This window comes from Leucobacter sp. OH1287, from assembly GCF_003859945.1.
Lineage (GTDB): Bacteria > Actinomycetota > Actinomycetes > Actinomycetales > Microbacteriaceae > Canibacter.
Window position 1 is genome coordinate 33165 of the sequence record NZ_RQYM01000007.1, and the last position, 15312, is coordinate 48476.

A 15312-nucleotide genomic window follows, 5' to 3' on the forward strand; every position below is an offset into this window, starting at 1 on the left:
GATCTTATCAACCCCCGGTTTCGCAACTAATTCTTTTTAACTACCAGCTGTTCCTGATCGATCTCTTCGCTGTCGATTGCGTCGAACTGCTCGTTGAGGGTCTGGCCCACTGAGGTGCGGAACTCGCCCTTGAAGTTATCGATCTTGCTGTTGATCTCTGCAACGGTGTCATCGTCGAGGACGTTGGTCTCGCGCAGGGTTGCGAGCGCGTTTGAGTTGCGCTCGAGGTAGTCAAGGAATTCACGCTCGAAGCGCAGAATGTCTTCAACCGGCACATCGTCAAGCTTGCCGTTAGTGCCAGCCCAGATTGACACAACCTGCTCTTCTACAGAGTATGGTGAGTACTGTGGCTGCTTCAGCAGCTCGGTGAGACGTGCGCCACGCTCGAGCTGACGGCGGCTTGCTGCGTCAAGGTCGCTCGCAAACATGGCGAACGCCTCTAGAGCACGGTACTGCGCAAGCTCCAGCTTGAGGGTACCTGAAACCTTCTTGATTGACTTAACCTGTGCGTCACCACCAACACGTGACACGGAGATACCCACATCAACAGCTGGGCGCTGGTTTGAGTTGAACAGGTCTGACTGTAGGAAGATCTGGCCGTCAGTGATTGAGATAACGTTGGTTGGAATGTAGGCAGAAACGTCGTTTGCCTTGGTCTCAATGATCGGCAGACCGGTCATGGATCCAGCACCAAGGTCGTCTGACAGCTTAGCGCAGCGCTCAAGCAGGCGGGAGTGCAGGTAGAACACATCACCCGGGTATGCCTCACGTCCTGGTGGGCGGCGCAGCAACAGTGATACCGCACGGTATGCCTCAGCCTGCTTTGACAGGTCGTCGAAGACGATGAGCACGTGCTTGCCGTCGTACATCCAGTGCTGACCGATTGCTGAACCGGTGTATGGCGCGAGGTACTTGAAGCCTGCTGGGTCAGAGGCTGGTGAAGCGACGATGGTTGTGTACTCCATCGCGCCAGCCTCTTCAAGAGCACCCTTTACAGAGGCAATGGTTGAACCCTTCTGGCCGATAGCAACGTAGATGCAGCGAACCTGCTTGCTTGGGTCACCGGTCTCCCAGTTTGCTTTCTGGTTGATGATGGTGTCGATTACAAGCGCGGTTTTACCGGTCTGACGGTCACCAATAATCAGCTGACGCTGACCGCGACCAACCGGGATCATCGCGTCAATCGCTTTGATACCGGTCTGCAGTGGCTCGTGCACGCTCTTACGCTGCATAACACCGGGTGCCTGCAGCTCAAGCGCACGGCGACCCTCAATACCGGTGATCTCACCGAGGCCGTCGATTGGGTTACCGAGTGGATCAACTACGCGTCCGAGGTAGCCCTCGCCCACTGGAACAGAGAGCACCTCGCCTGTGCGGGTAACCTGCTGTCCCTCTTCAATACCGGTGAAGTCACCGAGCACTACAACACCGAGCTCGTTTTCTTCAAGGTTCTGTGCAAGACCCAAGGTGCCGTCTGCAAAGCGAACAAGCTCGTTTGCCATAACGTTCGGCAGACCCTCAACGTGGGCGATGCCGTCAGCTGCGTCAACAACTGTACCAATCTCGGTCTTTTCTGCCGCAGCTGGTTCGTATGACGCGGCGAAGTCCTTCAGCGCGTCACGAATCTCATCAGGGCTGATGGAAAGTTCTGCCATTTCGTTTCCTCATGTCTCACCGGTGTGTACCGGATCAGGGTTGTGCTGACTATCCGGCCAGCTGGAGTCTTAGATCTTCTAGTCGAGTGCGAACGCTGCCGTCGATAACCTCATCAGCGATCTGCACACGGATTCCACCAACGAGTGATGGATCAGTGCTGGTCGTAATCTTTACGGAGCGTCCAGCAATCTTGCTCAGTGCCTGGCGCAGCCGCTCTGTGCGAGTGCCGTCGAGCGGAGCCGCTGTTGTCACCTGCGCAAGGGTGTTACCGAGCTGATCAGCTGCAACTCGTGCTGCATCACGCAGTGAGGTGCTAAAGCGCCGGCCACGCGGGTAACTAACCAGGTGGGTTGCAACAGCTGCGGTGGCGTCAGATACCTTTCCGCTCAGCAGCTTCTGCAAAACCTCTGCCTTGTGAGCCGGGTTAACCAGCTTGCTGCCGAGGGTTAGTTCAAGCTCGTGGTTGCTGTCAACGAGTGCGGCAACCTGCAGCAGCTCGTCATCCAGCGCAACCGAGGTTGCGGCTGTGGCGCGGATCCCAAGCTCCTCAATGCCTGAAACAAACTCCTGCTGGCTTGACCAGCGGTTAACAGCGGCTTCGGTTAGCACTGTGCGTGCTCCCTGAGTGATACCACCGAAAGCCTTGGCAACAAGCGCTGCTTTCGCTGACTCGGAGGCGGCTGGATCACTTAAAGCAGCAGCCAGTTGCGGCTGCTCAGAAGCGTGCTGAGCAACCTCTAGCAGCTGCAGACCAACGTTTGCGGCGATTGGCCCCTCAAGCAGTTTTGCTGTTCTTGCGAGTGCCTCGCGTGATGCGCTACCCATTATCGTGCTGCCGCCTCGCTCTGCTCCAGCTGCTCAAGGAATCGATCAACGAGCGCGTTAGCTTTAGCGTCATCCTTCAATGACTCGCCAACCACACCCGATGCGAGATCGATTGCGAGAGTTCCAACCTCTTGACGAAGTGAAACAACCGCGCTCTGACGCTCTGCTTCGATCTGTGCCTGAGCTGTCTGAGCGATACGATTCTGCTCGATAACAGCGTCTTCTTTAGCCTTCGCAATAATCTTGTTTGCGTCTACCCGAGCGTTCTCGCGGATCTCGCCAGCTTCCTGACGAGCGTTTGCGAGCTGCGCGGTGTACTCCTGCAGAGCAGCCTCGGCTTTAGCCTGTGCCTCATCAGCTTTCACGATGTTACCCTCAATCGCAGCAGCACGCTCGTCGAGCAACCGCTGCATCTTTGGGAGCACGAACCTCCAAAAGACGAACAGGATAACCGCGAAGCAGACCGCAGACCAGATAATATCGTAGTCCGCGGGCAGCACCAGCTTGAGCGGATCAGACTGCTCGCTGGCTACTAGGGTCGCGTTTAGTGTGTAACTCATTCATGTCCCTTTCGAGACCAAGTAGTAATTGGTTATCGCTTACTGGAAGATGAAGTGGGTTGCGATACCGATGAACGCAAGCGCCTCAGCAAACGCAATACCGATGAACATTGTCACCTGCAGACGACCTGCCATCTCTGGCTGGCGAGCCATAGCTTCAACGGTTTTACCAGCGATGATACCTACACCAATAGCAGGACCAATTGCAGCAAGGCCGTATCCAACAGTTGAGATATTGCCTGAGATTTCAGCTAGAACTGACACGTTATGTGTTTCCTTCCGGGTTAACAGATACGACGGTTGTCGAATCTTTAGGTTTAGTGCTCTTCAGCCAGCGCGAGCTGGATGTAGACTGCGGACAAAACTGTAAATACGTAGGCCTGCAGCACAGCAACGAGAATCTCGAAGAGTGTGAACGCGAGACCAAACAACAGGGTTGCTGCACCGAGCGCCTTAATAGCGCCTGCGCCCTGCACGATAAAGAAGTGGGTTGCAGCAAACATCAGCACCAGCAGGAGGTGGCCAACAACCATGTTCATAAGCAAACGGAGTGTCAGCGTCACTGGGCGAATCACGAAGGTTGAGAGGAACTCAATCGGTGCAACGATTGGGTAGAGCCACACCGGAACACCCGGTGGGAACAGCGCGTTGCGGAAGAAGCCAACCGGGGCTTTTTTCACACCCGCGTAGATGAAGGCGACGTAGGCAACAACCGCTAGCACAAGCGGCAGACCGATAACAGAGGATCCCGCGATGTTCAGACCCGGGATAATACCGGTGATGTTGAACGCGAAGATCATAAAGAACATTGAGGTGAGCAGCGGCAGGAAGCGTTTGCCGTCAACCTTGCCGAGCATCTCTTCAGCAATGTTTACTCGCACAAAGTCCAGACCCATCTCAATCAGGGACTGGCCGCGAGTTGGGATAAGACGAAGATTACGAGTTCCGAGCCAGAACACCAGGACGACGAGGATCGTCATCAGGATTCGGATCATCATGATCCGGTTGATCTCAAAAGGTGTTCCCGCAAAAAGGAACGCCTCGGGGAAGAATTCATCAAGGCTCGGGGCATGGAACCCGCCCTCGCTGTGATCATCAGCGGCGACAAAAAGGTTACTTGCGAGCTGCACAGTACTAGCTAACAGTGCCTTCTCCTGTCTCGATAGCGACCGGTGGGATCGCAGTTTTGAACTTTATTCCCCGTACAAATTGCGCGCTACAGAACGCCACTTGTCGTGGTTAATCTTAAAGTAATTTTAGCAAGATATTCAGTTTTATGCACCTTGACTTAGCAGTTTTGTCCAAAAACCTTGTGGCGCCTGGTTTATTGCCGCTCTAGCCGGGCAGTTGGGTGTCGCTCGCGTACGGGATTTTGCTGCGCAGGATAACGACCAGGTCGAGAATTAGCGAAACAATTACGCCGATAACGACGGCGATGAAGAACACCTTCGAGTTGAGCCACGGCTGATCCTTCAACAGCAGCGCCGTCACTAGGAAGAGCACGATCTTAATCAGCAGCTGGCCGAGGATGGATCCAAAAAAGATCTGCACGTACAGCGGGCTGCCGATAAAGCGGTTAACAACCGCGATGTTTGCCGCCGAGATACCCATGCAGACGCCGCCGACGAGCGCACCCAGAACACCGCCCAAAAGCCCCGGCATACCGGAGACCAAGTAGCCGAAAATGCCGCCAAGCACCGCGAGCACAACGGTTATCACGGATCCGAGTTTTACCAGACGCAGCAGAATTGGCTGCGAGGCGGGCAGCTGCACGGGAGGCTGTGCTCCAGCGTGGGATTGAGGATCCACACCAGCCTGCTGCTGCGATTTTGATGCGTCCGGGAATTGTTCGGTCACTGCTGCTCCGATCGGTGTTTAGTCTTTGTATTCAAAACTAGCAAGCCTCGCCGCACCAGCGCATCCTTAAACACCGCGAACGGCACAATCGTCACCAGCAGACAGAGCAGTCCCCCGGCAACCATCACGATCAGCGGCACAACATAGCTCTGGGTTGTGAAAACCAGCAGGCAGGCGAGCGAGATGGTGAGCGTCCAAAGATAGAAGATCGCAACCACCTGCACAGGCGAGTGACCGTAGTCGAGCAGCCTGTGGTGGAGGTGTTTCCGGTCTGCAGCGAAGGGGCTCTGGCCCGCGCGGATCCGCCGCAGCACCGCGAGGCTGAAATCGGCGAGGGGCATCGCCAGCACCGCAACCGGCAAAATAATCGGGATGTAGCTTGCCAGCACGAGCTTCTGGTTTAGCGCGCCGGGGTTTAGCTGCCCGGTTACGGAGATCGTTGAAACCGCCATTAAAAGCCCGATCAGCAGGGCACCGGTGTCGCCCATAAACATTTTTGCGCGGTGCCAGTTGTAGGGCAGGAAGCCGATACAGACGCCGACGGTCATCGCCGCCAGCAGGCTCGCGAGCATAATTGCGCCGCTGTTGCCGGTTTCCATCGCGAGCAGCAGCGTGTAGATGAGGAACACCGCCGAGGCGATTAGCGCGACACCAACAACCAGGCCGTCCATGCCGTCGACGAAGTTGATCGCGTTCATCACCAGCACTATCAGGAACACGGTTAGCACCATGTTCATCGCCGGGGAAACAAGCACCAGTGTGTCGCCGAACGGCACCGACAGCACCTGCACACCCTGCCAGGCGAGGAGTCCCGCTGCTGCCAGCTGCGCGCCGAGCTTAATCATCCAGTCGAGGTCGAAGAGGTCATCTAAAACACCGACGACGGCGATTAACAGAACGGCCGCGGCCATCGCGAGAAAGCGTTTCTTGTCAACAAACAGCGGATCAAACACCGGCAGCGCGATTGCAAACCCGGTCGCCGCAACAATCCCGCTGAACATCGCAACGCCGCCGAGTCTCGGCGTTGGTTTGCTGTGCACGTCACGACTGCGCGGCTCAGCGTAGAGCCCGTGCTTCAGCGCGAACCGCAGTACAAACCAGGAAACAGCCCCGCAGCTGGCCGCGGAGACGAGGATGATCAGCAGGAAATGCAAGGGCTATTCCTCTGTAATAACCTCTGCGTCCGGCAAAACCGCGGTTATTTCTGCGACGCTGATCGCGCCGAGCCGCAGCACCCTGAGCTTGCCAGTCGGGCTATTCAGCTCTGTCACATCAAGAATTGTGGACGGGGTTCCCTCCCCCGAAACCTCACCGGCGTCGAGATAAACAGCGACGCTGTCTGTTAGCATCCGCTGCGCCTCGATCGCGCTTTTAGCTGCTGGCTGACCGGTGATGTTTGCCGACGAGACCGCGAGCGGGCCGGTTTCACGCAGCAACTCCAGAGTTAGCGGGTGGTTCGGGATCCGCAACGCCACCGTGCCCTGTGTCTCACCGAGGTCCCAAACCAGCGACGGCTGCGCAAACATAACCATCGTCAGCGGACCGGGCCAGAAGGCGTCCGCCAGTTTCTTCACCGGCTGGGTCACCTCGGCGGCGAGCGCCTGCATCGTCGCTGTTCCCGGAATTAGCACCGGTGGCGGCGAGGTTCTGCCCCTGCCCTTTGCCGCCAGCAGTTTCGCAACGGCGGCGCTGTCGAAGGCGTCAGCACCAACCCCGTAAACCGTGTCGGTTGGGAGCACAACCAGTTCGCCGCGCCCCAGCGCCTGCCGGGCAGCCCGGGAGGCGGCGAGTAACTGCGAGCTGTCTGAACAATCAAAATATTCAGAGCCATCAAAGTGTTCAGCCATAATTGTTTAATTCTACCGCTAATCAGCTGGTTTATGCGCGGTGGATGCGCGTTCGCGATTTGTCAGATCACGGTGGGTGTGCGGATCCATAAGCCCCGCCTGTTGCAGGATTTCACGCACCCTGCTCCCCTGCTGCTCGGTGTGTTCGATGACAACGGCACCGCCCGGCCGCAACCAGCGCTCGGCGATAACGGCGATTGTGCGGATCAGGTCGAGGCCGTCAGCCCCGGAGTAGAGCGCCATCTCGGGGTCGTAGTCGCGCACCTCGGGCTGTTCGGGGATCTCACCGCTTGGCACATACGGCGGGTTGGTTATCACCAGGTCGATACTGCCCGGCTGTGGCTGAGCGCCGCCCAGCGCTGGCAGCTGCGGGGTGTGCAGCAGCTGCGCGATGTCCTCCCGCACCAGTTGGACGCGCCCGGTCGGGTATTTGGCGATGTTCTTGGCCGCCCAGCGGGCTGCGGCAACCGATTTTTCGTAGGTCCAAACGAGCGAGTCGGTTTCGGTTGCAATCGCCAGGGCAATCGCCCCGCTGCCGGTGCACAGCTCAAGCACCAGCGGGTCAAGCGGCTGCCCCTCTTGCTGTCGCAACCCGTGAGCTCCCTGGCCGGTCGGCTGCGAGATGCTATTTCGCAGCGGATCCCGCCTGCACAGCGCGTCAATTCCCAGCTGCGTCACCCACTCGGTTTCGGGGCGCGGAATAAACACACCCTCCCCGACGCTCAGTTCCAGGTTGCGAAACGGCGCTGAGCCGAGCACATACTGCAGCGGTTTCCTGGTGGCGCGATCGGCGGCGTGGGCGCGGATCCGCCCCTCAAAAATCGCGCTGACCGGTGCCTCTAGCGTGGTTGGGAGGCGCAGCGCTCCCCTGCTGAGCGAGAGCACCTCGCAGATAATCCACTCTGTGTCTGCCTCGGCGGTCTCAATGCCCGCGTCTGTTAGGGACGAGATAAGCTGTGCGCGCAGCTGTTTCAGTGTTACTGCTCCGTCGTCGCCGTTGTCTGCGTTGAATGTTTGCACACCTAAGAGTCTAGCAAGTTAAAAACACCGATACATAACCAATATTTATATGACAGATAATTTTTTGGTATAGTTATCTGGTGCTCGAACGGCGCTCCAGTCAACCGCGTCCAACCTAGGCGCAACCAATCCTTAGAAAGCAGGAAACATGGCAAAAATTTACGCAAACATTACCGAGGCGTTCGGTAACACACCGCTTGTGAAGCTCAACCGTGTCACGGGTGACGCAGCAGCAGAGGTTTACGCAAAGCTTGAATTCTACAACCCAGCGGGCAGCGTGAAGGACCGCATCGGTATCGCAATCCTCGATGCCGCTGAGGCATCGGGTGACCTACAGCCGGGCGGCACAATCGTTGAGGGAACAAGCGGTAACACCGGAATTGCCCTGGCGTTTGCCGGCGCAGCACGTGGCTACCGCGTGATCCTCACCATGCCAGAGACAATGAGCATTGAGCGCCGCAAGCTGCTCGCTGCCTACGGTGCTGAGATTGTGCTCACCGAGGGACCAGCGGGTATGAAGGGCGCGGTTGCGAAGGCTGAGGAGATCGTCGCAAACACCCCTGGCGCTATTCTGGCGCGTCAGTTCGCTAACCAGGCGAACCCTGAGATCCACCGCAAAACCACCGCTGCTGAGATCTGGGCAGACACCGACGGTGACATCGACATCTTCATCGCGGGCATCGGCACCGGCGGCACCGTCACCGGCGTTGGTAACGCGCTGAAGGAGAAGAAGCCAGACCTCGAGGTGATCGCGGTTGAGCCGAAGGATTCACCGCTTTTGACCGAGGGCAAGGCAGGCCCGCACAAGATTCAGGGACTCGGCGCGAACTTTGTGCCACCGATTCTGGACCGTGAGGTCTATGATGAGGTTATTGACGTTGAGCTTGAGAACGCCATTCGGGTGGGTCGCGAGCTCGGCACCAAAGAGGGAATCCTCGCCGGTATCTCAGGCGGTGCTGCAGTGTCTGCAGCCATTGAGGTGGCTAACCGCCCAGAGAACGCCGGTAAAAAGATCGTGGTGATCGTGCCAGACTTCGGTGAGCGCTACTTCTCAACCGCGCTCTACGAGCACCTCGATGTTTAAACCCTAAAGTTAGGAAACAACTGACCTGAGGTCTTAGCAGAATCGTGTTCAAAACAGTTCGTGAAGATATCGCAGCAGCGCAGGCGAAGGATCCGGCAGCGCGCACCGCAGCCGAGGTGTTCTTTCTCTACCCCGGGCTGCACGCGGTGTGGTGGCATCGTGTGTCACACCGCCTGTGGCAGCGGGGGCTACGGTTTGCGCCGCGCGCGATCTCACAGCTGGTGAGGGCGTTCACGGGCGTGGAAATCCACCCCGGAGCCAGCATTGGCAAGCGACTGTTTATAGATCACGGAATGGGTGTTGTAATCGGCGAGACCTCAGTCATCGGTGACGATGTGCACCTGTACCACCAGGTAACCCTCGGTGGTACAGGGCACGACACCGGTAAACGCCACCCAACCATCGGAGACAGGGTTGTGATCGGCGCCGGAGCTAAGGTGCTCGGCAACATCACAATCGGCGCGGACTCCGCAATCGGCTCAAACGCCGTGGTGGTTAACAGCGCGCCAGAGTGGACCACAATGCTCGGGATTCCGGCGGTGCAGCGCCCCAGGCGAGGCGCGCCCGCGATTGAGAGTCCCGACCACGCAGACTTTTACGTAATCTAGCCTCTGTGCGGCGGCAGGCTTTTTAGCCGTTTTCTTGCGCCGCTATCGGCGCTACTGTGCACGTCTACCGCTGCGTGCGCCGCAGTGCGCGTCTACCTCTGTGTGCGGCGCAGTGCGCTTCACTACCGTTGCGTGCGGCGCTTTCTGATCTGTCGTTTCGCTTTCGGCAGCTCAATCAGGATCATCGTGATGCCCAACGTCCAGATCACATACTGGCAGCACATCGCCAGCTTAAACGCCTCGGTTGAGTAGGTGTGCGGTGTTCCCGCGCCCTGCAGATCGAGCAGCAGACCAATCCCGATAATAATCAACAGCGCGGCAACAAAAGCACCAGAGTTGATAATGCCGGTGCCGATCCCCAGCTGGTTGGTGTGGGTGTGCGTGCGCACAACATCGAACGCGATCATCGAGGTTGGGCCACCGAGCGCGGTCACAATCGCGAGCACAGCGAGCAGCCACACCGGCGCGGGTTCTGGCAGCAGCAGCACCGTGCTCCAGCAGATAACAATCGCGGCAACAACACCGAGCACAATGTTGATCCGGTGGTGAGCCCAGCGCGAGGCGATAGGTCCGAGCACAAGCCCGCCGATCATTGTCGACAAAACAGCCAGTGACAGCACAAAACTTGCGGTCTGCCGGTCGAGCATCATACCGCCCATTAAGAACGGCGCACCCCACAGCAGCAGGAAGCTGTGCAGCGATGAGGCGGTGACGAAGTGGATCCAGAAACCAAGCCGCACACCAGGTCGGCGCAGCAGCTGCCTGAGCGCGAGTTTAACACCGCTGCCCTCCGGGCCGAAAACCGGGATTGCCTCGGTGACGGGGGCGAGATCCCCGAACCCGCCCTTGGAGGCTCCGGGGCCGTCTGAGATCGTTAACTGCCGGGCGGGACGCTTCAAAAGCTGCTGCAGAATCGTCTGCTCACCGGGCTTGTTTTGCACAAAACAGACGATTGTTGTGAGCGACAGCAGCGACACAATCGCGAGTGTCAAAAAGCCCGCGGTCCAGCCCTGTGTGATCACAAGCGTTGCCAGCGGCACAACCGCTACCAGCTGTCCCGCCTGACCGATTAGACCGGTCAGCTGACCCATAATCGGCAGCATCCGAACCGGGAACCACTCCCCCACGATGCGAATCAGCGAGATGAAAATACCCGCGTCTCCGATTCCCAAACAGACCCTGGCGATAACCGCCCAGAGCATATCGGGCGCGAACGCCATCGCCGTTTGACCGGTTGCCATAATCAGCAAACCACCGGTCATAACCCTGATTGCGCCGAACCGGTCGAGCAGGATCCCGACCGGTATCTGGCACAGCGAATAAACCAGGATCTGGGTGAAAACGAAGATCGACAGCGCGGTTGCTTCAATGTGGAAGTGGTGCTGTGCGATCTCGCCGAGGGTTGACAGGGAGGTGCGGTTAATCACCGCAACCACGTACCCGAGCACCCCGAAGGTCCAGACAAGCCAGACAAGACGCGGCATTCGGTGCGACAGTCCCATTCCCTATATATCCCGTTCCCTGTGTTCTGTTGTGTTTATCCTGTTTTCAGTGCTGATTGTAACAGCCCGAGCCGCAGCTGCGACTCTTTCCGAGCTGATTACGATTCTAACCCGAACTGGTTACGACTCTTGGCCGAGCTCAGCCAGCCGCGACTCCTCATCCGCGTGGATACACGAGTCAATCACCGGGCCGAGTGCGCCGTTCATAACCTGGTCAAGGTTGTAGGCTTTAAAACCGGTGCGGTGGTCGGCGATGCGGTTCTCCGGGAAGTTGTAGGTGCGGATCCGCTCAGAACGATCCATTGTGCGGATCTGGCTCTTGCGGTGCGCGCTGGCCTCCGCCTCAGCTTCCTCCTGCTGTTTCGCGAGCAGGCGGGCGCGCAAAACACGCATCGCAGCCTCACGGTTCTGCAGCTGGCTCTTCTCGTTCTGCATCGCAACGACGATACCGCTCGGGAGGTGGGTGATCCGCACAGCCGAATCGGTTGTGTTAACCGACTGACCGCCCGGGCCGCTGGAACGGTAGACATCAATCTTCAGGTCGTTCTGATTGATCTCCACCTCCTCCGGCTCATCAACCTCCGGGTAGACGAGCACACCGGTTGTTGAAGTGTGGATCCGCCCCTGCGACTCGGTGACCGGCACGCGCTGCACACGGTGCACACCGCCCTCGTATTTCAGGTGCGCCCAGGCGCCCTGTGACGGATCCGTTGCGTTGGCTTTAATCGCAACCTGCACGTTCTTGTAACCGCCCAGGTCGCTCTCGTCGCTCTCCAGGATCTCGGTTTTCCAGCCCTTCGACTCAGCGTAGTAGCTGTACATCCGCAGCAGGTCGGCGGCGAACAGCGCGGACTCGGCGCCGCCCTCACCGCCCTTGATCTCGAGGATAACATCGCGGGCGTCGTCTGGATCGCGCGGGATCAAAAGGCGGCGCACCTTCTCCTGTGCGGCGGCGAGCTCTGTCTCCAGCGCTGGCACCTCGTCCGCGAAGCTCTCGTCCTCACGGGCGAGCTCCTTAGCGGCGCTCAAATCCTCACCGAGCTGCACCCAGTTTTCGTGGGCGGCCTTGATTTTGCTCAGTTCCGCGTAACGCTGGTTGACCTTCTTCGCCCTCGCCGGTTCTGAGTGCAGCGCCGGATCCGCAAGCTGCTCTTGCAGATCGGCGTGCTCAGCAAGCAGCGCATCTACTTGTTCAAACATGTCTGTTTTCCTAGCTGGTTACAGCGGCCGAATTATTTAGCGAGCTGCAGCACTGCGTGGACTGATTTAGTCGCAGCGATCTGCTTGTTCAGCTCGATTGAGTCTAGCTCACCGCTCTGCACTGCCTGCCGCAGCTGCCTAACAGCGTTTGCCGCCTGCTCACCAACCAGCTCGGCGGTGTTCAGCGCGAAACTGCTGATCACGTCGATTCCTGGTTCTGGGCAGACACCCTCAACGGTGATATCGGTTGTGTAAAGCCAGTTGGCAACGCGCTCCTGCTCCCGATCGTTTGCGGTGCTGAGCTGGTCCACTGCGGCGTAGATCGCGAGGGATCCGCCGTTTTCGACGTTGCGAGCCTGCGCGAGCAGGGTGCTGAGGGCGCGAGCGGTTGCTGGCTCGTAGCCGATGATGCTGCCCTTCTGCAGTGGGCTAACCGCGGAGATTGCGTCACCGTAGGCGGTTAGTGAGTCGAGCAGCACAACCACGTCGTGTCCGAGCTCTACCAGGCGCTTTGCGCGCTCGAAGGCGAGCTCAACAACGGTCAGCTGGTCCTCCGCGCTGCGGTCTGCTGCGGCGGCGATAACCTCACCGCTGAATGAGCGGCTGAGCTCGGTAACAAGCTCTGGGCGGCCACCAACCTGCACGTACATCAGGTGTGTCTCTGGTGAGTTTTCCGCGAACGCGGCACCGATCTCGCGCAGCACGCCCGCTGCGAGGTGCGGTGAGTAGGCGGTAACAAGTCCGCGCTGGCCGAGTGCGAGCGGGGTTAGCGCACCGATTGCCCGGCCGATTGGGCCCGCGTTCTCAGCAACGGCAACGTGGGTGTCGACTGCAACCGCTGTCAGTTTCTCAAACTCTACGCGCTCCTGTACCTCGGTTGCGGCGGTGCCGTTAACACTGTCGAGCTTCACCAGCGCGTTGTATTTCTGGCGGCCGTTGCCCTCGCCGTCGCGTGGTTGGCGGATCGCACCAACAACCGCGTCACCCTTGCGCAGCCCGTGACGCTTCACCTGGCTGAGTGAAACATAGATGTCACTAACACCCGGCAGGTAGCCGCTGGTGCGCACAAAGGCGTAGTTGTCGAGCACGTCGAGGATACCGGCAACCGGGAGCAGCACATCGTCCTCGGTCAGCTCCTCAATCTCGTCCGCGGTGCGGCGCTTGTTGCGCTCACGCTGGCGGGTGCGCTGGCGTGACCGGCTGTCGTTCTTCGCGTCAGCGCGTGAGTCGGAACGGCTCTCGCTCTTGGCCTCGGCTGCTTTGGTCTCGGTTTTTGCGTATGCGCCCTCGGCTGTTTCTGCGGTGGATCCCGCTGCACCGGCTGCTCCCGCGGCTGCGGCTGCTACTGCCTCAGCGAGCTCCTTACCGACAGCGGCCGCTGCCGCCTCGGTGCTTGCTGCGCTGCTGTCAGCCGCTGCGGCTGTTTCAGGCAGCGGATTCTTGCGAGGACGACCACGACGACGCGGCGCCGGAGCAGCCTCCGCCTCAGCGGCAGGGGTCTCAGCAGCTGCGCCGGTTGCGCCCGCTGCTGCTGTTGCAGCGGCTGTACCGGTTGCTGCGGTCTCTGCTTTCGCCTCGGTCGCCGCAGCGGTCTCCTCCGGCAGCGGATTCTTGCGAGGGCGACCACGACGACGAGGCGCCGGAGCCGCCGGAGCAACCTCCGCCTCAGCGGCAGGGGTCTCAGCAGCAGCGCCGGTTGCGGCGGTCTCTACTTTCGCCTCGGTCGCCGCAGCGGTCTCCTCCGGCAGCGGATTCTTGGATTCTTACGTGGGCGACCACGACGACGCGGCGCCGGAGCAGCCTCCGGCTCGCCGTCACCAACGGCTGGCGGAACCAGCGGCGCTGTCTGCGGGATTGATGATGGCACGGTTGCGCTGATTGCGCGACGGCCAACGCGGCGACGCTTCGGGGCTACTGATTCGCCCTTCTCAGCGGTTGTGTTTTCGTTTTGCTCCATTATTGAAGTCCTCTCATAAGATTGTCGCGTGAAAAACTACCTCAGCTTGAGGGTTCACGCGCTAACTGCACGAGCGTGCAAGGTTAAGCGATTTGCTTTAAAGATCAGCTGTGTTCTCTCGCGACGCGAAATTTAACAACTGTTGCCCGAGACAGCTGCGATTACTGAGCAGTGTTCGTGTGCTGTTTAAACAGGGCTAATCTCTACTGTAGCACCTTCGATGTCAACAGCCAGTATTTTCCGCTGCCAATCAGGCGCATTCTCAGCTACGAAGTCCGCAGCCTCGGCCCGTTTCGCCGGTCCGTCAGCGAGCACCAGCACTGACGGGCCAGCCCCCGAAACAACCGCCGCAAAGCCTACCTGCCGCAGCTGCTCAATCAGCTGCCGGGTTTGAGGCATTGCCTCCGCGCGGTAGTCCTGGTGGAGTTTATCCTCGGTTGCCTCCAGCAGCAGCTCCGGGCTCTGCGTCAGCGCCGCAATCAAAAGCGCCGATCGGGAGACGTTAAACACAGCGTCCGAGTGCGGCACCGCCTCCGGCTGCAGACTGCGCGCGTGCTCGGTCGAAACCCGGAAGTTCGGCACCAGCACAAGCGGCGAAACACCGCGGTGAACGGCGAGTTTTTTAGAGCGCGGGGTGGATCCGCTCATCCAGGCAATGGTTAGCCCACCGGACAGCCCCGGCGCCACATTGTCGGGGTGCCCCTCCAGTTCGGTTGCGAACTCGAGCAGCTGCTGTTCGGTCAGCTGCTTCCCATGGAGCAGTTTCAGCAGCCCCTCCGCGAGTTTCACACCCGCGACAATCGCCGCGCCCGATGAGCCCATGCCGCGGCCGTGGGGAATCCGGTTGGTGGCGTTTAGCAGCAGGCCGGTTGGCGGATCCACCCGCAGGCTCTGAAAGACATGCAGCAGCGATTTTGCGACCAGGTTCGACTCGTCGCCCGGCACCTCTCCCTCGCCAACCCCGCTGACGTTAACCCGGATCCCGGGCGTGTCGGTCAGCTCGGCGGTGATCTCGTCACCGTAGGCGAGCGCGAGCCCGAGCGTGTCAAAGCCCGGGCCGAGGTTGGCGCTGGTCGCCGGAACCCGCACGTGCACCCGGAAGTGTGCAGGGTTTTTAGCCAAATCTGTCTGCGTCATGTTTTTCTGCCTGTATCGGTCTTTCTGTCTGTGCCGGTCTGCTGTTTCGGCCCTCGGCG

16 protein-coding genes are annotated in these 15312 nt (G+C 59.3%); 3 read left to right on the forward strand and 13 right to left on the reverse strand.

The genetic code is table 11. The features are described 5' to 3' along the window. Positions 1–26: 26 nt before the first annotated feature. The 9 genes from atpA to EII30_RS05070 form a co-directional block, all read right to left on the reverse strand. Entirely contained in the window at positions 27–1655 is a 1629-nt protein-coding gene (atpA, locus tag EII30_RS05030; protein ID WP_124886240.1) for a F0F1 ATP synthase subunit alpha, read from the reverse strand. A 49-nt stretch (positions 1656–1704) separates the two neighbouring features. After that, a complete protein-coding gene (locus EII30_RS05035; protein WP_124886241.1) occupies positions 1705–2481 on the reverse strand; it encodes a F0F1 ATP synthase subunit delta in 777 nt (258 codons plus the stop codon). Next, positions 2481–3041 carry a F0F1 ATP synthase subunit B gene (locus EII30_RS05040; RefSeq protein ID WP_124886242.1) on the reverse strand — a complete coding sequence of 187 codons (561 nt, stop codon included), beginning with the start codon at positions 3039–3041 and terminating at the stop codon, positions 2481–2483. The genes EII30_RS05035 and EII30_RS05040 overlap by 1 nt, the downstream gene beginning before the upstream one ends. Before the next feature lie 39 nt (positions 3042–3080). Further along, positions 3081–3305: an ATP synthase F0 subunit C gene (gene atpE / locus EII30_RS05045; protein ID WP_124886243.1), complete on the reverse strand. Its 225-nt coding sequence runs from the start codon at positions 3303–3305 to the stop codon at positions 3081–3083. A 53-nt stretch (positions 3306–3358) separates the two neighbouring features. Beyond that, positions 3359–4171, reverse strand: a complete 813-nt coding sequence (gene atpB, locus EII30_RS05050) for a F0F1 ATP synthase subunit A (RefSeq protein ID WP_233569294.1) — start codon at positions 4169–4171, stop codon at positions 3359–3361. 205 nt (positions 4172–4376) lie between these two features. Beyond that, on the reverse strand, positions 4377–4898 hold the full coding sequence (locus EII30_RS05055) for a hypothetical protein (RefSeq protein WP_124886245.1): 522 nt from the start codon (positions 4896–4898) through the stop codon (positions 4377–4379). After that, the gene (locus tag EII30_RS05060) at positions 4895–6052 is read right to left on the reverse strand and encodes an MraY family glycosyltransferase (protein WP_124886246.1); all 1158 of its coding nucleotides are present in this window, start codon (positions 6050–6052) and stop codon (positions 4895–4897) included. Before EII30_RS05060 ends, EII30_RS05055 begins: the two co-directional genes overlap by 4 nt. A gap of 3 nt (positions 6053–6055) precedes the next feature. Next, a complete protein-coding gene (locus EII30_RS05065; RefSeq protein ID WP_124886247.1) occupies positions 6056–6745 on the reverse strand; it encodes an L-threonylcarbamoyladenylate synthase in 690 nt (229 codons plus the stop codon). A gap of 18 nt (positions 6746–6763) precedes the next feature. Then, positions 6764–7765, reverse strand: coding sequence for a HemK/PrmC family methyltransferase (locus tag EII30_RS05070; RefSeq protein ID WP_124886248.1), 1002 nt, complete (start codon positions 7763–7765; stop codon positions 6764–6766). Positions 7766–7913: 148 nt separating this feature from the next. Between EII30_RS05070 and cysK the strand changes: the two genes are divergently transcribed. Continuing rightward, positions 7914–8849 carry a cysteine synthase A gene (gene cysK, locus EII30_RS05075; protein WP_124886249.1) on the forward strand — a complete coding sequence of 312 codons (936 nt, stop codon included), beginning with the start codon at positions 7914–7916 and terminating at the stop codon, positions 8847–8849. Between the two features lie 44 nt (positions 8850–8893). Then, positions 8894–9457, forward strand: a complete 564-nt coding sequence (epsC, locus tag EII30_RS05080) for a serine O-acetyltransferase EpsC (protein WP_233569295.1) — start codon at positions 8894–8896, stop codon at positions 9455–9457. 122 nt (positions 9458–9579) lie between these two features. Here epsC and EII30_RS05085 read toward each other — a convergent pair whose 3' ends face one another. The 3 genes from EII30_RS05085 to EII30_RS05095 form a co-directional block, all read right to left on the reverse strand. Then, entirely contained in the window at positions 9580–10959 is a 1380-nt protein-coding gene (locus tag EII30_RS05085) for a nitrate/nitrite transporter (protein WP_124886251.1), read from the reverse strand. A gap of 120 nt (positions 10960–11079) precedes the next feature. Beyond that, the gene (gene prfA, locus EII30_RS05090; RefSeq protein WP_124886252.1) at positions 11080–12159 is read right to left on the reverse strand and encodes a peptide chain release factor 1; all 1080 of its coding nucleotides are present in this window, start codon (positions 12157–12159) and stop codon (positions 11080–11082) included. 32 nt (positions 12160–12191) lie between these two features. Further along, positions 12192–13277, reverse strand: coding sequence for a hypothetical protein (locus EII30_RS05095; protein ID WP_124886253.1), 1086 nt, complete (start codon positions 13275–13277; stop codon positions 12192–12194). A 43-nt stretch (positions 13278–13320) separates the two neighbouring features. Here EII30_RS05095 and EII30_RS05100 point away from each other — a divergent pair, with 43 nt between their 5' ends. Further along, entirely contained in the window at positions 13321–14037 is a 717-nt protein-coding gene (locus EII30_RS05100) for a hypothetical protein (RefSeq protein WP_124886254.1), read from the forward strand. Positions 14038–14302: 265 nt separating this feature from the next. On the opposite strand, the gene thrB is transcribed toward EII30_RS05100, so the two are convergent. Continuing rightward, on the reverse strand, positions 14303–15253 hold the full coding sequence (thrB, locus tag EII30_RS05105) for a homoserine kinase (RefSeq protein ID WP_124886255.1): 951 nt from the start codon (positions 15251–15253) through the stop codon (positions 14303–14305). Positions 15254–15312: the final 59 nt, after the last annotated feature.

Excerpts from the sequence above, each read along its gene's own strand:
- EII30_RS05035 (WP_124886241.1), bottom strand. The coding sequence starts at position 2,481 with ATGGGTAGCGCATCACGCGAGGCACTCGCAAGAACAGCAAAACTGCTT.
- prfA (WP_124886252.1), bottom strand. The coding sequence starts at position 12,159 with ATGTTTGAACAAGTAGATGCGCTGCTTGCTGAGCACGCCGATCTGCAA.
- atpA (WP_124886240.1), bottom strand. The coding sequence starts at position 1,655 with ATGGCAGAACTTTCCATCAGCCCTGATGAGATTCGTGACGCGCTGAAG.
- EII30_RS05085 (WP_124886251.1), bottom strand. The coding sequence starts at position 10,959 with ATGGGACTGTCGCACCGAATGCCGCGTCTTGTCTGGCTTGTCTGGACC.
- EII30_RS05065 (WP_124886247.1), bottom strand. The coding sequence starts at position 6,745 with ATGGCTGAACACTTTGATGGCTCTGAATATTTTGATTGTTCAGACAGC.
- cysK (WP_124886249.1), top strand. The coding sequence starts at position 7,914 with ATGGCAAAAATTTACGCAAACATTACCGAGGCGTTCGGTAACACACCG.
- EII30_RS05040 (WP_124886242.1), bottom strand. The coding sequence starts at position 3,041 with ATGAGTTACACACTAAACGCGACCCTAGTAGCCAGCGAGCAGTCTGAT.
- thrB (WP_124886255.1), bottom strand. The coding sequence starts at position 15,253 with ATGACGCAGACAGATTTGGCTAAAAACCCTGCACACTTCCGGGTGCAC.